At 64.0% G+C, this 19,739-nt stretch carries 18 protein-coding genes; 13 read left to right on the top strand and 5 right to left on the bottom strand.

The genetic code is table 11. The features are described from left to right. Nucleotides 1-575 precede the first annotated feature (575 nt). The 5 genes from rpsB (at nt 576) to KV110_RS29995 (ending at nt 5,389) form a co-directional block, all read left to right on the top strand. A complete protein-coding gene (gene rpsB, locus KV110_RS30015; RefSeq protein ID WP_218470556.1) occupies nt 576-1,454 on the top strand; it encodes a 30S ribosomal protein S2 in 879 nt (292 codons plus the stop codon). 101 nt (nt 1,455-1,555) lie between these two features. Continuing rightward, entirely contained in the window at nt 1,556-2,380 is an 825-nt protein-coding gene (gene tsf / locus KV110_RS30010) for a translation elongation factor Ts (protein WP_218470555.1), read from the top strand. 253 nt (nt 2,381-2,633) lie between these two features. Next, nucleotides 2,634-3,362, top strand: a complete 729-nt coding sequence (gene pyrH, locus KV110_RS30005) for a UMP kinase (RefSeq protein ID WP_218470554.1) — start codon at nt 2,634-2,636, stop codon at nt 3,360-3,362. A gap of 50 nt (nt 3,363-3,412) precedes the next feature. Beyond that, nucleotides 3,413-3,970, top strand: a complete 558-nt coding sequence (frr, locus tag KV110_RS30000; RefSeq protein ID WP_069161862.1) for a ribosome recycling factor — start codon at nt 3,413-3,415, stop codon at nt 3,968-3,970. A 573-nt stretch (nt 3,971-4,543) separates the two neighbouring features. Next, nucleotides 4,544-5,389, top strand: coding sequence for a phosphatidate cytidylyltransferase (locus KV110_RS29995; RefSeq protein WP_218470553.1), 846 nt, complete (start codon nt 4,544-4,546; stop codon nt 5,387-5,389). 73 nt (nt 5,390-5,462) lie between these two features. Here KV110_RS29995 and KV110_RS29990 read toward each other — a convergent pair whose 3' ends face one another. Continuing rightward, a complete protein-coding gene (locus KV110_RS29990) occupies nt 5,463-5,834 on the bottom strand; it encodes a LapA family protein (RefSeq protein ID WP_218470552.1) in 372 nt (123 codons plus the stop codon). A 125-nt stretch (nt 5,835-5,959) separates the two neighbouring features. Between KV110_RS29990 and rlmN the strand changes: the two genes are divergently transcribed. The 7 genes from rlmN to KV110_RS29955 all read left to right on the top strand — a co-directional run bounded on the left by rlmN (nt 5,960) and on the right by KV110_RS29955 (nt 14,978). Then, the gene (gene rlmN / locus KV110_RS29985; protein ID WP_218470551.1) at nt 5,960-7,069 is read left to right on the top strand and encodes a dual-specificity RNA methyltransferase RlmN; all 1,110 of its coding nucleotides are present in this window, start codon (nt 5,960-5,962) and stop codon (nt 7,067-7,069) included. Between the two features lie 356 nt (nt 7,070-7,425). Further along, nucleotides 7,426-8,127, top strand: coding sequence for a Crp/Fnr family transcriptional regulator (locus KV110_RS29980; RefSeq protein WP_218470550.1), 702 nt, complete (start codon nt 7,426-7,428; stop codon nt 8,125-8,127). Between the two features lie 67 nt (nt 8,128-8,194). Continuing rightward, complete coding sequence (locus KV110_RS29975; protein ID WP_218470549.1) at nt 8,195-9,028, top strand: hypothetical protein; 834 nt, start codon at nt 8,195-8,197, stop codon at nt 9,026-9,028. Further along, entirely contained in the window at nt 9,028-11,307 is a 2,280-nt protein-coding gene (locus KV110_RS29970; RefSeq protein ID WP_218470548.1) for a hypothetical protein, read from the top strand. Before KV110_RS29975 ends, KV110_RS29970 begins: the two co-directional genes overlap by 1 nt. Nucleotides 11,308-11,496: 189 nt before the next feature. Further along, nucleotides 11,497-12,396: a hypothetical protein gene (locus KV110_RS29965; protein WP_218470547.1), complete on the top strand. Its 900-nt coding sequence runs from the start codon at nt 11,497-11,499 to the stop codon at nt 12,394-12,396. Between the two features lie 71 nt (nt 12,397-12,467). Then, the gene (locus KV110_RS29960; protein ID WP_218470546.1) at nt 12,468-12,989 is read left to right on the top strand and encodes a Pycsar system effector family protein; all 522 of its coding nucleotides are present in this window, start codon (nt 12,468-12,470) and stop codon (nt 12,987-12,989) included. Nucleotides 12,990-13,169: 180 nt separating this feature from the next. After that, nucleotides 13,170-14,978 (top strand): ABC transporter ATP-binding protein, encoded by a 1,809-nt coding sequence (locus tag KV110_RS29955; RefSeq protein WP_218470545.1) that lies wholly within the window; start codon nt 13,170-13,172, stop codon nt 14,976-14,978. 63 nt (nt 14,979-15,041) lie between these two features. On the opposite strand, the gene KV110_RS29950 is transcribed toward KV110_RS29955, so the two are convergent. Beyond that, on the bottom strand, nt 15,042-16,229 hold the full coding sequence (locus KV110_RS29950) for a cytochrome P450 (protein ID WP_218470544.1): 1,188 nt from the start codon (nt 16,227-16,229) through the stop codon (nt 15,042-15,044). A gap of 141 nt (nt 16,230-16,370) precedes the next feature. Continuing rightward, entirely contained in the window at nt 16,371-17,708 is a 1,338-nt protein-coding gene (locus KV110_RS29945) for an aminotransferase-like domain-containing protein (RefSeq protein WP_218470543.1), read from the bottom strand. A gap of 85 nt (nt 17,709-17,793) precedes the next feature. Here KV110_RS29945 and KV110_RS29940 point away from each other — a divergent pair, with 85 nt between their 5' ends. Next, nucleotides 17,794-18,429: a DJ-1/PfpI family protein gene (locus KV110_RS29940; protein WP_218470542.1), complete on the top strand. Its 636-nt coding sequence runs from the start codon at nt 17,794-17,796 to the stop codon at nt 18,427-18,429. A 25-nt stretch (nt 18,430-18,454) separates the two neighbouring features. Here KV110_RS29940 and KV110_RS29935 read toward each other — a convergent pair whose 3' ends face one another. After that, nucleotides 18,455-18,847, bottom strand: coding sequence for a maleylpyruvate isomerase family mycothiol-dependent enzyme (locus KV110_RS29935; protein WP_246634075.1), 393 nt, complete (start codon nt 18,845-18,847; stop codon nt 18,455-18,457). A 5-nt stretch (nt 18,848-18,852) separates the two neighbouring features. Then, nucleotides 18,853-19,665: an MBL fold metallo-hydrolase gene (locus KV110_RS29930; protein ID WP_218470541.1), complete on the bottom strand. Its 813-nt coding sequence runs from the start codon at nt 19,663-19,665 to the stop codon at nt 18,853-18,855. Nucleotides 19,666-19,739 lie beyond the last annotated feature (74 nt).

The following is a 19,739-nucleotide window of genomic DNA, read 5'->3' as shown; positions in this document are numbered from 1 at the left end:
GCGGCACGGTCCCACCACTCCACCTCGGCGGCTCGCCCGCCACGGCCCCAGCGCTCCACACCACTGGCTCACCCATCGCATACGGCCCAGCGCCAACAGGCGCCGCCGTCACCAAGGCGAGCGTGAAGAACAACGGAATGACCAGCGTCATCATCGAGGAAATCGGATTCGGAGGCATGGGTCAAAGCCTCATCCGACCCACTCGATCGCGGTACCCCCACTCTCCGGATTGTGGACAACTTTCTCGACTGTGGACACCCTCCGTTCCACCTACGGCCATCACCACCACGTACCCCCTGACAGGCCGATTTAGAAGCTGGGCCGCCAACCCCGTAGACTGATCGAGCGGTCTGTGCCTGCATAGACCGACTTCGCGCGCCACCCCGTGCTTGTTCGCAACGGCGCTGTTCGAATCGAGCTCACTGATCAGTGGGTTCGCGACAGTGCCAGTGCGGAGCAGGGAGTCGTCGGCTGGTCCCCACCCTCGCGGTCGGGTCCGACGGTTCGGAGGCGCCAGGGCAACGAATCACCGATTCGCTGCGTCAACCGGCAAACGAAAGAGAGATACGGGAGCTATGGCTGTCGTAACAATGAAGCAGCTGCTGGACAGCGGCGCGCACTTCGGACACCAGACACGGCGCTGGAACCCGAAGATGAAGCGGTTCATCTTCACCGACCGCAACGGCATCTACATCATCGACCTGCAGCAGACGCTGACCTACATCGACAAGGCCTACGAGTTCGTCAAGGAGACCGTCGCCCACGGTGGCACCGTTCTCTTCGTCGGCACCAAGAAGCAGGCCCAGGAGTCGATCGCGGCCGAGGCGACTCGCGTCGGGATGCCCTACGTCAACCAGCGCTGGCTGGGTGGCATGCTCACCAACTTCTCCACCGTGCACAAGCGTCTGCAGCGCCTCAAGGAGCTCGAGGCGATGGAGCAGACCGGTGGTTTCGAGGGTCGCACCAAGAAGGAAATCCTCATGCTCACGCGTGAGATGAACAAGCTCGAGCGCACCCTCGGCGGTATCCGCGACATGGCCAAGGTGCCTTCGGCCATCTGGGTCGTCGACACCAACAAGGAGCACATCGCCGTCGGCGAGGCGCGCAAGCTGAACATCCCGGTCATCGCGATCCTGGACACCAACTGCGACCCCGACCTGGTCGACTACCCGATTCCGGGTAACGACGACGCGATCCGTTCCGCCGCACTGCTGACCAAGGTCGTCGCCTCCGCGGTGGCCGAGGGCGTGCAGGCGCGGGCCGGTCTGTCCGCCGGTGACGACAAGCCGGAATCGGGCGCGGGCGAGCCGCTGGCCGAGTGGGAGCAGGAGCTGCTCGCGCAGGCCGCACCCGCCGCCGACGCGCCGGCCGAGGCTGGTGCCGAAGCCCCCGCCGAGGCTGCTCCGGCCGAGGCCGCTGCCGAGGCTCCGGTGGAGTCCCCGGCCGAGGCCTGAGTCTCGTAACCCGCTGTTCCAGCGGTGATCATGATCGCGTGCGATCGTGATCACCGCTGCCCAGTACTTCCAGAACTTTCTCCGAAGGAGGCTCGCCACAGATGGCGAACTACACCGCTGCCGATGTGAAGCGGCTCCGGGAGCTCACCGGCTCCGGGATGATGGACTGCAAGAACGCGCTGGCCGAGACCGATGGCGACTTCGACAAGGCTGTTGAGATCCTGCGCATCAAGGGCGCGAAGGATGTCGGCAAGCGTGCCGAGCGGACCACCGCCGAGGGCCTGGTCACCGCCAAGGGTGGCGTCATGCTCGAGATCAACTCCGAGACCGACTTCGTCGCCAAGAACGCGGAGTTCCAGGCGCTGGCCGAGCAGATCGTGGCTGCCGCCGCGACCGCAAAGCCCGCCGACCTGGACGCGCTCAAGGCACTCGGCCTCGGTGGCCAGACCGCCGACGAGGCCGTGCAGGCGCTCGCCGCCAAGATCGGCGAGAAGCTCGAGCTGCGTCGCGTGGTCTCGTTCGACGGCCCGGTCGCCACCTACCTGCACAAGCGTGCCTCCGATCTGCCGCCCGCTGTCGGCGTGCTGATCGAGTACCAGGGCGAGGGTGACGCGGCGGCCGAGGCCGCCCGTGCCGCCGCCATGCAGGTTGCCGCGCTCAAGGCGAAGTACGTGACCCGCGACGAGGTTCCGGCCGAGATCGTGGAGAACGAGCGCCGCATCGCCGAGCAGACCGCTCGCGAAGAGGGCAAGCCGGAGGCCGCGCTGCCGAAGATCACCGAGGGCCGCGTCAACGGCTTCTTCAAGGACGTCGTGCTGCTGGAGCAGTCGTCGGTCACCGATTCGAAGAAGACCGTCAAGGCCCTGCTGGACGAGGCCGGGGTCACCGTGACCCGCTTCGCCCGCTTCGAGGTCGGCGCCAGCTGATCAGGCCCCGCGCGAGCATCCCGGCGAACGCCGGGACCGAGCCGCGGGACAGATCCAGCCGCCGCACAGCACCATAGCGAGCAGGCCCCCCGTCGACCGATATGCCGGTTGACGGGGGGTCTTCTTATGCCGCCGAACACACATAGGGCAGGATAGGGGCCGCTCCGTGTTGAGGAGCCTTTCCGAGCTGCCGAATTCTTTGACGCACTTGCCTGCCGAGAACAACGTTGACCGCCGAAGGAGAAGAACACCCATGACGGACCCGGGGACCGATCGCCCAGGATATCGCCGGGTGCTTCTCAAATTGGGTGGCGAGATGTTCGGCGGCGGCCGGGTCGGCCTCGACCCGGACGTGGTGGAAACGGTCGCCGAGCAGATCGCCGAGGTTGTCGCGACCGGCGTGCAGGTGGCCGTGGTGATCGGCGGCGGCAACTTTTTCCGCGGCGCCGAGCTGGAGGAGCGCGGCATGGAACGCGCCCGCTCGGACTACATGGGCATGCTCGGCACCGTGATGAACAGCCTTGCGCTGCAAGACTTTCTGCAGAAGCAGGGGATCGAGACCCGGGTGCAGACCGCGATCACCATGGGCCAGGTCGCCGAGCCCTACCTCCCCTTGCGCGCCAAGCGGCACCTGGAGAAGGGCCGCGTGGTGATCTTCGGTGCCGGCATGGGCATGCCGTACTTCTCCACCGACACCACCGCCGCGCAGCGCGCCCTGGAGATCGGCGCCGAGGTGGTGCTGATGGCCAAGGCCGTCGACGGGGTGTTCACCGCCGACCCCAAGGTCGACGACGACGCCACCATGTACTCCGAGATCACCCACAAAGAGGTCATCGAACAAGGCCTCAAGGTCGCCGACGCGACGGCCTTCAGCCTCTGTATGGACAACCAGATGCCGATGCTGGTGTTCAATTTGTTGACCAAGGGCAATATCGCCCGAGCGGTCGCCGGTGAGAAGATCGGCACATTGGTTCGGTCCTGACCCCGCGACCCGCGGATCATGACGATGACGATGCTGTGGAGGAAACGGTCGTGATTGAAGAAGCGCTCTTCGACGCCGAGGAGAAGATGGAAAAGGCTGTCACGGTAGCGAAGGACGACCTTGCGGGCATCCGCACCGGACGCGCCAACCCGGGCATGTTCTCCCGGATCGTTGTCGACTACTACGGATCGCCGACTCCGATCACCCAGATGTCCAGCATCACGGTGCCGGAACCGCGGATGGTCGTGATCAAGCCGTACGAGCAGGCCCAGCTCGGCCCGATCGAAACCGCGATCCGCAACTCCGATCTCGGTGTCAACCCCACCAACAATGGTGACATCATTCGGATTTCGGTACCGCAGCTGACCGAGGAGCGACGCCGCGAATTGGTCAAGCAGGCCAAGGGCAAGGGGGAGGACGCGAAGGTGTCGATCCGCAATGTCCGCCGCAAAGCCATGGACGAACTGTCGCGCATCCAGAAGGATGGCGAGGCGGGCGAGGACGAGGTCGGGCGTGCCGAAAAGGACCTCGACAAGACCACCGCCAAATATGTCGGCCAGATCGACGAACTGGTCAAGCACAAGGAAGCTGAACTGCTCGAGGTGTGATGCCGGCGGCGTGAGCGACTTGCCCGGAGGCGGTAGCTTGCGTAACCACGACGGGCACCGGGAATGCCGCTATTGGAACACCGCAGGCCCGCCCGGGCGGGGGACGAACGGAACGACGAGTTGAGCGACGGGACAATCGTGGCCGAGAACGCCGCCGCGACCGGTGCGGCTGAGGAGCCGAGGCCGGTGAACGGCACAGCTGATGCGAGGCAGGAGCACGTGAGCGATGCGGGAGCGTCGGGTTACGAGCCCTTAGCCTCGGCTGCGGCGTCCGGTCACGACGCTCCGGCCGCTGGTCACGATGGTCCGGCCGTTGGTCGCGATGCTCCGGCCGTTGGTCGCGAGGCTCCAGCCGTTGGTCGCGAGGCATCGGCCGGTGCTCACGATGTTCCGGCCGTTGGTCAGGGCGCTCCCGCGGCTGACCACGATGCCCCTGCCCCTGGTGACGGTGCTCGCACAGTCGGTGCCCCGGCGGCTGCAGACGATGCCGCCTGGGCTCTCGCTGCCGCGGACGCACCGGAGGGCGCCCCTGCTGAGCCCACCCCGACGGACCCTTCGGTCTCGAGCCCCGACGTGGTGACCGCCGCCGCTCCCACGTCCGGTTCGCGGGCGGGCCGCAACCTGCCCGCCGCACTCGCCGTCGGTTTCGGTCTCGGCCTCTCGCTCATCGCCATCCTGCTGTTCGTGCCGAAGGTGTTCATCGGCGTCGCCGGTGTCGCTGTCGGCGTGGCCACCTGGGAGGTCGCCAAGCGACTGCGCGAAGCCGACGTCCTGGTGCCGCGCATCCCGCTCATCGTCGGCGGCCAGGCCGTGTTCTGGCTCGGCTGGCCCTACGGCGCCAGCGGTGTCGCGGGCGCCTTCGCCGCCACCGCGCTCACCTGCATGGTGTGGCGACTGTTCGACCACGGCTTGCAGACCGCACCGCGAAACTTCCTGCGCGACACCGCCATAGCCATCTTCACACTGGCCTGGATCCCGCTGCTCGCCTCGTTCGCGACGCTGCTGCTGCTCGAGCCCGACGGCAATCTGCGGGTGCTGACCTTCATGATCCTGGTGGTCTGCTCCGACGTCGGCGGTTACGTCGCCGGGGTGCTGTTCGGCAAGCATCCGATGGTGCCGTCGATCAGCCCGAAGAAGTCCTGGGAGGGGTTCGGCGGCTCGCTGGTCTTCAGCGTCATCGGCGGCCTGCTCACGGTCACCCTGCTGCTGGAAGCCAACTCGATGATCGGCGTCGTCCTCGGCGTCGGCCTCGTTCTGGTCGCCACCTGCGGCGATCTGATCGAATCGCAGATCAAACGGGAACTCGGCATCAAGGACATGGGCACCCTGCTGCCAGGCCACGGCGGCATCATGGACCGCCTCGACTCCATGCTCCCCTCGGCCTTCGTCTCCTGGCTGGTGCTTTCCACCCTGCTCTGAGGTCTTGCCCCGCGCGGATGGGATTGTTAGTCCTCGCGTCCCGACGCCGGTCTACTCCGGCGAGCCGCGAGCACTACTTCTTCGCGAAGCGGCGCAGTTGCAGGATGCGAAGACCGCCGACCAGGGCCATTACCAGCGCACCGCCGATGACCGACAGCAGCACGGCAACGCCGAGCGGCAACGAGAAGTGCCAGCCGAACAGGCCGACATCGACCCTGTCGAGGTTCTGCAGGATGAAGACCAGCAGCACCACCAGAATCAACGCACCCGCGACCAATCCGACCCAGGTCGTGCCGGTACGTGAGGACAATGATTGGCGGTGCTTTGCCGGGGCGGTGGTCGGTGGGGTGGTCGCCGGAGGCGGGGCTGTCGGGGGAGTGGGCGCCGTGCGCTCGTCCGTCAGGTCGGGATCCGGTTCCGGCTGGTATTCAGGATTGGTGGACATGAGTCGATCATTGCCGACCGCTATCACGGACACACGCATTTCCCGGCAATGAACCGGGCATGTCGGACGTGCTTCGCGCGGGCGAGTGTGCGGGCCGTTCGCCCAGATGGGAGAATGGAGAAATTATGACCGTCTCCCTGCCCCTCGTGTTCGATGCTCCGCGCCGTGGCATGCCGCCGCGGCACCTCGCCGACCTCGACGCCGAGGGCAGGCGGGCGGCCATCGAGGAGTTGGGACTGCCGAAGTTCCGCGCGGACCAGATCGCGCGGCAATACTACGGCCGGTTGCAAGCCGATCCAGAGCAGATGACGGACCTGCCCGCGCCGGTGCGCGAGAAGATCGGCGAGGCGCTGTTTCCGCCGCTGATGTCGGTGGTCAAGCACGTCGCCTGTGACGGGGGCGAGACGCGAAAGACGTTGTGGCGCGCGGGAGACGGCACGCTCCTGGAGAGCGTTCTCATGCGCTACCCCGACCGCGCCACCCTCTGCATCTCCAGCCAAGCGGGCTGCGGCATGGCCTGCCCCTTTTGCGCGACCGGCCAGGGCGGTCTGAACCGCAACCTGTCCACCGCCGAAATCGTCGACCAGGTCCGCGCCGCCGCGGCCGCCATGCGCGACGGCGAAGTCGCGGGTGGTCCGGGCCGCCTGTCCAACATCGTCTTCATGGGCATGGGCGAACCTTTGGCCAACTACAAGCGAGTCGTCGCCGCGGTCCGCCGCATCACCGCACCGCCGCCGGATGGCTTCGGGATCTCCCAGCGCAACGTGGTCGTCTCCACCGTCGGCCTGGCCCCCGCTATCCGCAAACTGGCCGATGAAGACCTCTCGGTCACTCTCGCGGTCTCCTTGCACACTCCTGACGACGAACTTCGCGACACTCTCGTCCCGGTGAACAGCCGCTGGCCGATCTCCGAAGTCCTCGACGCTGCGCGCTACTACGCCGACAAGAGCGGCCGCCGAGTCTCCATCGAATACGCGCTGATCCGCGACATCAACGACCAGCCGTGGCGTGCGGACATGTTGGGGCAGAAGTTGCACAAGGCGCTGGGCTCGCGCGTGCACGTCAATGTGATCCCGCTGAACCCGACCCCGGGCAGCAAGTGGGATGCCAGTCCGAAACCTGTTGAGGCCGAGTTCGTTCGGCGCGTAAATGCCCAGGGCGTGCCTTGCACGGTGCGTGATACCCGAGGCCAGGAAATTGCCGCGGCCTGCGGGCAGTTGGCTGCCGAAGGGTAGTCAGAGGGCGATGATTCCGCCCGGTCGGTCCTCAGGTCCGTTCGGCCATGATGTCCCCGACAAGGGGTGTTAGCCGCATCTGCCTGGCGGACTCGGCGTCTCCCAGCTCTATGGTCCCGTGCGGTCGGCATGGCCTGCACCGTCAGCAAACGTGCCGACGAAGCCCTCGCGGGAGTTTGGCGCCCCGTCTCTCGGCAGTACCGGAAAGTGCTCGGACGTTGTTGATCTGCAGTATCTTTCACTGAAGAGGGTGTCCGCGACAGCATTCACTCGGTAAGGCGGGTGCGGGTCCGCAGAGTGCTACACGGAAGCGTTGTTGCGGATTCGGCAATGGGAGTGTCGGGGAGGAGTTCGCCATGGCTGGCGCAACGTGGCCCGTGGGCACACTGATGGATCGGCTGACCGTAGAATCCGGCCGTGACCTGCTCGGATTGGCGAGACCGCAGCGGTTTCCGGTGGGCACCGTCTTAATCAGTCAGGGTGACCTGCGAAACCATGTTTTGTTGCTGCGTTCTCATGATCCGGCACGATCGGCTTGCGTGAAGATCACCGCTGCTTCTCGCAGCGGCCAGCAGGGTCTGCTCGGTATCAGAGTCAGCGGCGACGTGGTCGGTGAACTCGCGGCACTGCGTGGCACGCCACGCATGGCGACAGTGACTACGTGCACAGACACGGTGGTGCACACCATCACGCAACGCGACTTCCTCGATTTTCTCAACAGCCGCGCCGACGGGTGGGAGACGCTGTGCCGAATGATCGCGGATCGACTGGACTGGGCAAACCGCCGCCGCCTCGACTTTGCCGGATATGAGGTACCGATCCGATTGGCCAGGGTGCTGCTCGAGCTCGCGGAACAGTACGGCAGGGCGGTGGCGGGTGGATACGAACTCGGCGTTCGGCTTTCGCAGACGGAACTCGGCGCGCTCATCGGGGCACGCGAGGACACCATCAGTTCAGCTTTACGGCAGTTACGTGCACAGGGACTGGTAACCACGGCGTACCGCGCCGTCACCATTACCGACTTCGAGCGTTTGCAGGTTCTCGCCGACGAATTCTGAACTTCTCAGCAGAGTCCTGATTTATCCGGGGTCTCGGTATACGAACCATGTCACGCTCGAACTGCTCATGCGAGTGCCGCTGTGCGGAACAGCCTTCCGCGCATCGGTTGAGGAAAGGACGGCGGTCTTGGCCAGGAATACGGAGTTCAGTCTGCGAGTACTGCTTTCAGTGGACGCGGTCGGTTACGGGACCGGCGACGACCAGCGCCATCGCGCGATCCAGACCGGTCTGCTTGCTGTGCTGGACCATGCGGCTGCCCAGGCGGGACTCGATCGGTCCGCATGGGCGAAGCAACAGGCGGGGGACGGGGAACTGGCGATTCTGCCTGCCGACCAGTCCGATCGAGAACCTGTAGTCGTCGATGACTTTGTCCGGGAGTTGAGCGTAGCGCTCGCCCGGCACAACGAAGATCTGAAGGACGAGGCGCGACTGCGCTTGCGCCTCGCAATACATTTCGGTGCCGTGGCACCCGGAGCCAACGGGTACGTGGGGAAGGGGGTCGTTACTGTTTCCCGCTTGGTCGAGTGCACTCAGATCAAGAATGCGCTGCGTATGATGCACACAGCGAACTTGGCGGTGATTCTCTCTGCACAGGTGTTCAACGACGTGGTTGTGCCGCGATACACCGCACTCCCCAGGACAGCGTTTCGCGAAGTGCCGGTCCGGCACAAGGAGTTCGCCGAACCGGCGTACCTACTCCTGCCTGGATATGACATAGCAGCGCTCGAGCTCCCGGCGACGGAGGGCGGTGAGCCCTCTGGTGCCGCTGAAACCCAGGCCGACACAGGTTCTTCCGAGCCCGGGCCATCGAATGGTGGCCGACAAGCCACCGTGTCGACGACGGTTAACGGCAATGTCACGATGCCGCACGGCGTGATCGGCATGGTATGGAACGCGTGATGGCCGACTCCGATGAAAAAGTTCCGGAAGCCGCTCCGGGCCCGTCGCAGCGTGACCAGTCTGCCGGTGCCGAGAGCCCGCAGCCTGCGGTGAAAGAGGCGAACAACGAGGCACCCGCCGAGCCGTCACCCACACTCGAAGCGCCCGAATCAGCTGCGACGAGTTCGGGGCCCGACGGCACCGGTGACGAGCCACCGCAGCATGATTCGAATCGCAGTTCGGAAAAGCGCACGGTCTACTTCAACCAGTACTTCAACGGCACGGTTCAGGCGTCCGATTCTCGGTTCGGCATCTCGGACGCGCCAGCCGCCCCAAGGCCATTGACTGGCAAGCTCATTAGCTCAGATATCGAAGATCTGGCCTTGGGGTATGTCCGGCCCAAAGCATTCGACGTTGCGTTCGAGGCACTACAGCGGATTCACACCGTCGTGCTCGAAGGCCCTTCCGGCATCGGGAAGCGGGCCGGCGCGACGATGCTGTTGCGTGAGCTGGCAAGCGGTCCTTTGATTGCGCTACCGCCGACGATGTCGGTGAAGCAGCTTGCTACCCATGACTACGAGGAGGGCCGGGGATACCTGGTCACCGATAGCGAACACACCGGCCGTCGGTTGGACTCCGAGCACGAATGGCATGCCGTCCGCGATCAGGTTTGTGATGGTGGCGCCTGGTTGGTGGTCACCGGACCGGTGACTAGCGGACGAGACTCCGAGTTCGTCCCCAGAATCGGTTGGCAGCGCCCGGATACGCGTGCTGTTCTCCGGGCTTGGCTGGGGTCGAGTGACATCACCGATGCCGAATTCGATGTGAAGATCGCAGAGATCGAGTCGCGGGTTCCTTCGGAGTTCGCATTCTCGGACCTGCGGCAGATCGTGGCGCTGAGCGGAGATGGGGCCGAGCCGACGGCGCTGAGCCAGGTGTTCGACGAAGGTGCCCATCAACGGGTAATCGAATGGTTCGATGCGCTCGGTCACGCCTCGCGACGAAATCTGTTGACTGTCACTGTCGCTGCATTTCTGGGCCGTTGCGGTCAGCGCACATTCGAATCGTGCTTAGTCGAGTTGGAGGAGCGGTTCGCGGACGCCGAGGCGGCATCGGATGATAGGCCCGAGTCGTCCTCGCAGCGCACGGACTCACCTCCTCAACGCACCGATACGATCCCGGAACTTCGCAGCGCCATGCTCGATGACAAAGGCCTATTGCATCTCTCGGTCGAATCAGGCGTCACACCGAGGACTTTTGTTGACTTTCGAGAAGGCAGGTACCGCGAGCATGTCATCGCCGAGTTATGGCGACGATTGGATGTCACCTTCTGGAACACGGTGCGTGATTGGTTGTGCCATACCCTTTCTGGCTCCTCCGATGGTGAGGCGACCCTACACGAGCGCGAGATAGCGCAAGCCTTACTGATGCTCGCAAGCATCTCGTTCGACGAGGTCGCTGATGCCTATTTGGAACCTTGGTCACGCGGCGAGCATGGCTTGTCCTGCCGGGATATGGCGATCTTCCTGCTCTGGGATATGTGTGCGGGCACGGTATTAGCGCCTGCCGCACTGCAGATCGCGGTGCGCTGGGCCGAATCGGGCACTGCTCTTCAGAAGTGGACCGCCGCGTTTGCATTGAGCGGTGTTCTCGGAGTCAGCTACCCCGAAGAAGCGACTCGACAGTTGTGGCGCTTGATCGTTCGAAGCGGCAGCCGAGATGCGGTAGAACGATGCCAGGTGATGGCAGAACTGTTCGCGCGGTTGGCAACGCGGTCCCCGCAGGCGGACACCGTTCTCGTCTTTCTCGAAGACAAGTACCGCGATACGCGGCTTGGCCCGAGGAGTCGGTTGTTAGTTGAATGCGCGATAGCCGAGACGCTTGCGGTCCGAGACGGAGTCACGGAGCGATCGGCTGTATTCGGCCATCTGAACAGCACCCCGAGTGGCCTGGATCCAGTCGTTCGACTTTGGGCTATCACTCTGCGCGGCAGTATGTTTCGGAAGGGCGCGCTCGATGCGCTGCTCAATGGTCTCCACGATCTCACCGAGATCTGCGCGGAGCCGGAGCAAACCACCCGAGCCCTGGCTACCGAGTTCGCTCGGATACTGCCGTCGCGTGAATGCCGAATGCTTGCACACAACCTCGCGATTCGCCACCGGCAGCGAGTGGCCGTGGCATCGAAGCGGCGGGCCGTCCGGCATATCACGGTGTCCGCGAAGGTGGCTCAGCGCGAGACTCGTGTCGATGAGCTGGTGCGAATCATGTTGGCATCATTGGTAACTGACCACGTGGATTGAGGAAATGAGATGCGATATCCGATTCTCGACCAACGGCACCTCGACATTGTTCCCCGGCGAGCATTGCGCCGAAGGGTGCGCGAAACGAAGGACCTACCGAGACCGAACGCGCACCAGGTACTGGTCTATCGAGCCAACGGTGAGTTCTTTGTCGACAAAGGGCGGATGAAGGCATCGGATAGTCGAATCGTGGCGGCGTCGCACGTCAGCCTCGTCGATGTCAGCCTGCATGCCCCGGTTGTCGTCGAGATCGTGGCACCGGCAGCCGACGCAACGACATTCACCGCCCAGGTCACCTATGAGTGCACGGTCACGGATCCGATACTGGTCGTGCAGCACGGCCGAGCCGATGCCCGCTCCTTCCTGGAGGGACATCTCCGTGCCGATCAGCGGTTCTTCGAGCTCGCTCATGGCCATACCTTCGCCGAGATCAATATGGTGCGGCGGAAACTCAATGCGTGGCTCCTGGGTGACGCCCTGCAGAACCCACCTGTTGAACCGGGCATGGAGATCAGGGTGTCGAGTGTCGAAGTACTGATGCCCTCAGAATTGACGGTCTTCGAGCGCCAACGACGAGAAATGTGGCAGTCGACGTTCCTGGCGGCAGAACGTGCCAGCCTTGCCGCCTCGCTGGCAAGCGCGCTCGAAGCTCATGGCCTGGAGAGGCGGGAGTTGCTCCAGCAACGCGAGCATAAACTGTCGGCCGGACTGAGGAGCTCTCACCTGGACGAGGTCGAGAAACATCTCGAAAAGCTGGGAGCGAGCCCCCAATCCGCCTTCTATTTGGCATATATCCGCGGCGAACTGACAACGGAAGAGCTCGCGAACCGGTTGCAGGACGACGCGGACTGGGCCGATATGAGTCGACGGGAAGCAGCGAAACACGCGGTGACCGAATACGTCAGCGTGCTGAAGGAGTGGTTCAGCCGAGGTGGAGCCGACTATGTGAACGTCGATCCGGACAAGCTGGACGGCCTGATCAACCGACTGATCGACGACACAACGGCAGCGATTCAGGTGCTTCCGTTCAACGAGCAGCTGGAGGAGATCCAGGCGGGACAGTCGGATGACGGCGACGAAGCGGACTGAAATCGACGAAGGAATAGGGGAGTTCGATGCGAAGAACAGCGTCCCATCGATGGCGTACCACACTGCGGTGGATGAGCGGAGGCCGAGACGGTCTCGAGAATTCCTGGAAGACACTGGACTTGGTGCTCCTACTGATCAAGCATGCCGAAACCAAAGCTATAGCTACGCTGGCCGCAGCCGGAGTGCTGGGCCAGATACTCTTCGTCCTGGTCCAACCACGTGCCGGAAAGACCACAACTGTAGTGCTCGTTATCGCCTGCGTCAGTGCGCTATTCGTCACCGGGGCTGGTGTCTGTGCGGCGTGCGTGCTGTGGCCGCGGTTGAAGTCCGGCGACGCTGCGCTCAATCTGCTCTACTTCGGAAGTTTCGCGGCGGACCGTGGTCTCACCCGCGACCGTTACGTCCGAGCGGTAACGGAGCTGAGTTGGCGACCAGACGATTTCATCGAGCAACTGGTGGAACAGGTCTGGGTTAACGCGGAAGTGGCACGGCGCAAGTATCGGTTCGCCAACCGCGCTGTTGGTTGTCTGCTTATCGCGTTACCGGGTTTGGCAGTGACGGCGCTCCTCTCGGTGCTGCTGGCGCAGCCATAGCGGTGCTCCGCCAGGTGGTCTTGGGAGGGCGGAGACGATTACTACTCCGCCGTTACGAGGTAGTCATGTTGCCGCCGCGGCGAATCGAATGGTTCTTGAAGCAGTTGCGCCGAGGAAGCCGTCCGGCTGCACTCGGCGATGCCGAACGATGGAGGCGGCGGGTAGTGGACGTGAGTCCTGGTGCCGGCCGGCAAACGAACGTGGGTGAAGATGTCCGCTGACAACGGCGACTCCCGGCAGGGCGATTCGTGGCTGCGTAGAGTCGGGGTGCTGCTCAGATTGATCGCACCGCAACGGAATTCCTTGGTGGGCGCAACGGTGCTGCTGCTGGTGGGTACCGGACTTTCGCTGGCGCAACCGCTGCTGGCCGGACAGGTCATTCGGGACGCGGTCGCGGGCGAGGCGATCATGTGGTCCCTGACGGCATTGGTGGGGGCCTATCTCCTGCATGCGGTCACCGATACCGGCGGACTCTATATCCTCGAGCGATCCAGTGAATCCGTGCTCCTATCTGTGCGCAATCGCTTGGCCGGGCATCTGCTGCGGTTGAGAATTCCCACACTCGAGTCGCTCAGAGTCGGAGACTTGATCTCACGCGTCACGCTCGATTCGACGGTGATCCGAAACGCGGTCGGGGGCAGTCTGGTTCAGATATTGACCGGCGCGATCACGCTCATCGGCACCGTCGCGGTGATGATCTATCTCGATTGGCTGTTGTTCACGATCGTTTTCGTTACCGTCGGTGTTGCCGCGGGTGCGATGTTGCTGGTGATGACGCGGATCGAGGCTGCTTCGACTCAATTGCAAGAGAGTGTCGGTGCGCTTTCCGCGGACATCGAACGCGCACTTACCGGAGTGCGTACGGTCAAAGTGAACAATGCCGAGGACCGTGAGCACGAGCACTTGACCGAGTTGGCCGGTGCGGCATTCTCCGCAGGCGTGCGTGCCGCCAGATTGAAGGCATTGGGAACTCCGGCAATGCATCTGGCGGTGACCGGCTCGTTCGTTGTTTCCCTGCTGGTCGGTGGCGTCCGGGTGGCAAATCAGCAGATGGAGTTGAGCAGCCTGGTGTCGATGATGCTGCTCGCGCTGAACCTGTTGATCCCGGTCGGTGATCTCTTCAATGGGTCTGTCGGGTTACAGAAGGCGCTGGGTGCGCTCAGCCGGATCGAGTCGACATTGGCATTGCCGGCCGAGGACGTCGACCACATCGAGCACAGCGACGTCGAACCGGTTAGTAGATCAACTGACAAGTTCGCGGGAAACGGGCATGCTGCGCTCGAGTTCCGGGACGTGCATTTCTCGTACGACGAGCGACCAATTCTCCAGGGCGTGACTTTTTCGGTTCCATCGCACGGGCATATCGCCTTGGTCGGGCATTCGGGTGCCGGAAAGTCCACGGTGTTCTCATTGGTCAGCAGATTTTACAACCCGAACGAAGGCGACATCCTCTTGGGCGGTCGGTCGTACGCCGATCGGTCACGCCGGGCATGGCGCTCGGAAATCAGCTTGCTGGAACAGAACGCACCACTGTTGTTCGGCAGTCTTCGAGACAATTTGACGTACCGGCAGCCGGGCCTCGCCGATGATGACCTGCACCGCGCAATACAGCTCGCCGGTCTGGCCGATCTTGTCGCACGACTGCCTCGCGGACTCGACACCTCAGTGGGCGAACACGGCGTTCTGCTCTCAGGTGGTGAGCGGCAACGTGTGGCGCTGGCGCGTGCGTTGATCCGCCGTCCCGTGCTGATGATGCTGGATGAACCCACGGCGATGCTGGACGCCGAGACCGAGAAGGCATTGAACGTGACCATCCAAGCGGTGCGAAAAGAGTGCGCCCTGTTGGTAATTGCCCATCGCCTGTCCACAATCCGCGAAGCCGATACCGTCATCTTTCTCAAGGACGGACAAATCATCGACACTGGCCCACACGACGAGTTGGTCGCCAGAAACGTGGACTACCAGCAACTTGTCGGGGCAAAGGTGTGACGCACGATTCGCGCAGGTGCGGCCGAGGCGGGGGTGTGCCTGGTCCGGCGGGCAGCGCGATGATCATGGCCTGAAGTGGATTTCGCTGTGGCGCGGCGGGGCTGTGGTTGCGTAGCGGACCTGCTGGTTCCCTGGTCGGGTGCGTTGCCATTGGCTGAACCGCTGGACCAGCACGGCGATGGATAGGGTGCCGGTAAGTAGGGCCAGCGGTTCGCCGATGCATTTTCGTTTGCCGGTGCCGAAGGGTAGGCGGGCGGGCCCGAGTGCGATGAACAGCTGGTCGCCGGGATGTAGTGGGCGGCCGGCCAGTGCGGTGTCGATCGCTGCGTGGCGGAAGATGAGTGGGAACGATGGTCGCTGTGCGACTACATCGGCGAAAAATGAGGTGAGTAGCGGCAATCGGGGGAGGTCGGCTGGGGTGGGCGCGCGGCTGCCCAGCACGTCTTCGATTTCGGTACGCAATTCGGCCAGCTCGGCGGGATTGTCGGCCAGTCGCACGCAGGCCCACGCCTGCGCGCATGCCGTGCTGTCGAAACCCGCCAGCAGGTGGCTTACTACCTGATCGCGTATGCGCTGAGCCGGAAGTTTCGGACGCACCTGCAACAGCTGCCCGAGCAGGTCGCCGTCGCAGGTGTCCAAGGCGCGTCGCCGGTCGATGATGGAGTGGACTTCGGTATCCATGGCCGCGATGGCGCGCCGGTACTTGCCGCCGCCGATTCGGAACCATTGCTTGCGTTGGCTGTCGAAGATCGGCTGGGCCAGCCGCACCAGTGCCGCGCAGTCGACGGCCTGTCCGAATAGATGTAGTGCCAGCAGTTCCACGTTGAGTAGCTTGAATTCGGTGAACACGTCGACGGCTCGGTCCGGGTTCCAGCCGTCGATTCGATCGAGCAATCGGCGGACACTTTCGTGTGCGAGGGGTGTCAGTTTGCTTGCCGTGAACGCGGGATTCGTGTGCTCGCGCAAGATCCGCCACGTTTGCGGATCGTTGACCACGAACAAACCCTCGTCGCCGGTGGCATTGCGGATGATCCGATAGATCGAGCCACCCTTGTCGAATTCCGCTGCGCTGGTACGCAGCACACGATCGATGAGGTCGCTATCGGTGATCAGCCAAAACCGGCCCGGCAGTGGGACACGGACCCGCATGATCCCGCCATTGCGTTGCGCCCGCGCGATGAGTGCGGACGGAATGTCATGATCGACAATCGCCCGCTGCCAACCGATTTCAGCGCGAACTTCGCCGGGCATACCTAATCCTAGACCCGATGCACCGCATCTCAGATCAACAGCGCTGAGTGTGGTCGGCCCACGGCTACGGTGCGGGAATTCTCCCTGTCCAGAGACGCCTGGAGGCGTCAGCGCATTCCGGCGAGACGAGCCTCAGCTGGTTCACCGGTAGGCGTGTGCGTCTACGACTCGTTTCACCTTTTCCAGGGCTTCACGCAGGGTATCCAGGTCTGTCGAACCGAGAGCCAGCCGGATCGCGTGCGGCACATGGGCAGACGTGGCGAACGGTTCTGCCGTGGACACCGATACGTGTTCGCGTAGGAGCTCTGCCGCTATCTGGTCGGCTCGCACGTCTTCGGGGAGCGGAAGCCAGAGGAAGTATGACGACGGATGGCTGACCTGCGGTAACCCCGCAAGTGCTGCGCGGGCAATCGCCTGCCTGGTCAGTGCGTCCTCGCGCTTTTGCGCCTCCAGCCGGGTGACGGTGCCGTCATCGAGCCACCGGCACGCGATCGCTGTCATCACCGCGGGTGTGTTCCAGGTGGTGGCGCGGATCGTGCGTTCGATCGCGGGCACCAAAGAGGTTGGGGCAGCGATGAAGCCGAAGCGCAGACCGGTCGCGACGTTCTTGGAAAGCCCGGAAACGTACACGGTTCTCTCCGGTGCGAGCGCCGCCAGCGGGAGCGGTGGCTGCTCAGCCAGGAACGCGTACGCGGCATCCTCGATGACGAGGAGTTCGTATCGGCGCGCGATCTCGACCAACTGTTCACGGTGCCGCGCTGTCGTGACCCATCCCAACGGGTTGTGCAGCGTCGGCATCGCATACACGGCACGGACCCGCCGCGTCGCGCACAGTTGCTCGAGGGCGTCGAGATCGGACGCGTGGCCCGCTGCGGGAAGCGGTGCCAGCTCCAGATGCAGCGCGTGGGCGAGCACCTTGAAGCCCGGATAGGTCAGGGCATCGGCCGCCACGACGTCTCCGGGCTGCAGCGTCGCCATGGCCGTGGCGGCCAATCCGTGCTGAGCCCCACTGACGATCAAGACCTGATCGCCGTCGACCGGCACACCGCGCTCCGCCAGATGCCGAGCCACCGTGCTCCGCTCATGCGGGCGCCCACCGTGGGGCTGGTACCGCAACAGGGCCTCGACGTCACCTGAAGACGCGAGCTGACGCAATGCCCGACGCAGCATGTCGGCCTGACCGGGCAGCGCAGGGTAGTTGAAGTTGAGATCCACCGTGTCCACCGCGGCCGCAGGCTGGTCGATGCCGTGGCTGGGCGGCAGCGTCGTCTCCCGAACGAAGGTGCCTCGGCCGGGCTCCCCACTCACCAGGCCCATGGCTGCCAACTCGGCGTAGATCCGCGACGCCGTGACCAGAGCTATTCCTTCGCTGGCCGCGAGTTGGCGATGAGTCGGCAACCGCGTGCCCGACGGCAACCGACCCGCCCGGATATCGGACGCCAACGCGTCCACCACACCCTTGTATCGAGAGAACGCCACGCGCCGATTGTATGCATGACAATTCTTTGATTGTATCGGATCGGGGATCATAGAGTGCCTGGCATCAACCGTGAAAGGCGTTGCCATGCATATAGCTATCCTCACCTTCGAGGGCTACAACGAACTCGACTCCCTCATCGCGCTCGGTGTGCTCAACCGGATCAAGAAGCCGGATTGGCGGGTGTCGATTGCCAGTCCTACCCAGCGCGTCCGTTCGATGAACGGTGTGGTGATCGAGTCGATGGCCACGCTCGAAGAAGCCAACGTTGCGGACGCGGTCCTCGTGGGCAGCGGCATGCAGACCCGCGAAGTCGTTGCGGACCAGGCGCTGATGGCGCGGCTGCGGCTCGACCCGTCTCGGCAGCTGCTGGCCGGACAATGTTCCGGGACATTGGTGCTGGCCGAACTCGGATTGCTCGACGGTGTTCCCGCATGTACCGATCTCACGACCAAACCCTGGGTCCAGGCCGCCGGTGTCGATGTGCTCAATCAACCCTTCTTCGCCAAGGGTAACGTCGCCACGGCCGGTGGCTGTCTCGCATCGCCCTACCTTGCGGCTTGGATGATCGCTCGCCTGGAAAGTGTCGAAGCGGCCCAAGACGCATTGCATTACGTCGCTCCGGTTGGGGAGAAGGAAGATTACGTAGCGCGAGTGATGCGCAACATCACTCCTTACCTGCACGAGGAACTGGCCGCCGTGTCAGTGGGACGAGCCAATTGACCTGGCGCGCACTGACATCGAGTAGCTACGCAGCCTGACGGCCTGTCGCGACGAGCAGCAGGTCGGTCACAGACCCGTGGATCTCCTCGGGTCCGTCTCCGTAGGTCCAGTCCGTGTCGGTCGCGGTCAACCGGGCACCGCGCAACCGTTTCCGCGCACCATAGAACCGGCTGGCGACTACGTGATCGAGCGCGGCGGCGACCCGCTCGGTAGGGGTCTGCCAATTTCGTTCGAGTGGGCGGGCGATGTCCTGCCCGTGCACGATGATGTCGACCAACGGATCCACCGGTGCCGCACCGGGCGCCCGCCGAGCCGAGCTCGCGCATGCACGCAACTGCGCGATCAGTTCGGTGGGCGTGTGGCCTTTCCACTGAGCGGCCGCCTTGGTGACCAGGCGTGAATGTTGTTGATGGAGCAAGGTTCTCAGGTCATATGGTCGAAATCCCCACGCACCCAGCCGATATAGCGGTCGGCAGAGCGACGGACGGTGGCGCGGGCGTCGCCGTCGATGATTTTGCCGAAATTGTCGTAGAGGCGGTCGAACTCGAACTCTTCGACGGCACGGGTGACGCGCTCCACCACGGCGGGCGACAGCGGGATGCGGTTGGGGTAGCTGCGCATGAAGGTGACCGATTTGCGGTCCGGGTTGGCGTGGATGGTGTCCGCGCTGAACAGCACTCCCTTGCCCCCGGCCCCGGCTGCCCAGTGGGCCACCGCACTGCCCGGAAAGTGTCCGCCCAACTGGCGCAGGGTGATGCCCGGTAGCAGATCGAGCTGACCGGACCATGGGCGAATCACCGGGTCGGGCCGGGCGATCCACTCGAAGTCAGGTTCGGCGACAAGCACCGGCACGCCGCCCAACGCCCGGCTCCACTCCACCTGCACGCCGTAATGGTGCGGGTGGCTCGGCACGATGGCGACGACTTCGCCGAGTTCGAGGACCCGGCGCGCGGCGTCCTCGTCGACATAGCCGGTCAGGTCCCACAGCAGATTTCCCGCCGGGGTGCGCAGCAGATGCGATTCCTGTCCGATGCCGAACTGCGGCTCGACCGTCAAGCCGAACAGATCCGGCTCCAGCTCACGCACCGCAACCTTGTGACCTGCCGCGGCAAGCTCGTCGAGAGTGGTCCACTGCTGCCCCTCGGCGGGCACCCACTGTCGTTCGTCCGCACAGATACGACAGGTCTGCGCCGCATCATCGTGCTCGACCGCACAGGTCCGACAGATCTTCCACATAGTCACCTCGCGCTGCTAGCTACACCCATCCACGTTTGTACACGCAGGACCAACCCACCGCAGCCAAACCTCCA

Source organism: Nocardia iowensis, assembly GCF_019222765.1.
Classification (GTDB): domain Bacteria; phylum Actinomycetota; class Actinomycetes; order Mycobacteriales; family Mycobacteriaceae; genus Nocardia; species Nocardia iowensis.
The sequence above is the reverse complement of the archived record's forward strand: the minus strand, read 5'-3'. Positions and strand labels throughout refer to the sequence as shown.

Excerpts from the sequence above, each read along its gene's own strand:
- tsf (WP_218470555.1), top strand. The coding sequence starts at position 1,556 with ATGGCGAACTACACCGCTGCCGATGTGAAGCGGCTCCGGGAGCTCACC.
- pyrH (WP_218470554.1), top strand. The coding sequence starts at position 2,634 with ATGACGGACCCGGGGACCGATCGCCCAGGATATCGCCGGGTGCTTCTC.
- KV110_RS29950 (WP_218470544.1), bottom strand. The coding sequence starts at position 16,229 with ATGCCCGGCGAAGTTCGCGCTGAAATCGGTTGGCAGCGGGCGATTGTC.
- KV110_RS29980 (WP_218470550.1), top strand. The coding sequence starts at position 7,426 with ATGGCTGGCGCAACGTGGCCCGTGGGCACACTGATGGATCGGCTGACC.
- KV110_RS29960 (WP_218470546.1), top strand. The coding sequence starts at position 12,468 with ATGAGCGGAGGCCGAGACGGTCTCGAGAATTCCTGGAAGACACTGGAC.
- KV110_RS29990 (WP_218470552.1), bottom strand. The coding sequence starts at position 5,834 with ATGTCCACCAATCCTGAATACCAGCCGGAACCGGATCCCGACCTGACG.
- KV110_RS29970 (WP_218470548.1), top strand. The coding sequence starts at position 9,028 with ATGGCCGACTCCGATGAAAAAGTTCCGGAAGCCGCTCCGGGCCCGTCG.
- KV110_RS29930 (WP_218470541.1), bottom strand. The coding sequence starts at position 19,665 with ATGTGGAAGATCTGTCGGACCTGTGCGGTCGAGCACGATGATGCGGCG.
- KV110_RS29975 (WP_218470549.1), top strand. The coding sequence starts at position 8,195 with ATGCGAGTGCCGCTGTGCGGAACAGCCTTCCGCGCATCGGTTGAGGAA.
- rpsB (WP_218470556.1), top strand. The coding sequence starts at position 576 with ATGGCTGTCGTAACAATGAAGCAGCTGCTGGACAGCGGCGCGCACTTC.
- KV110_RS29940 (WP_218470542.1), top strand. The coding sequence starts at position 17,794 with ATGCATATAGCTATCCTCACCTTCGAGGGCTACAACGAACTCGACTCC.
- rlmN (WP_218470551.1), top strand. The coding sequence starts at position 5,960 with ATGACCGTCTCCCTGCCCCTCGTGTTCGATGCTCCGCGCCGTGGCATG.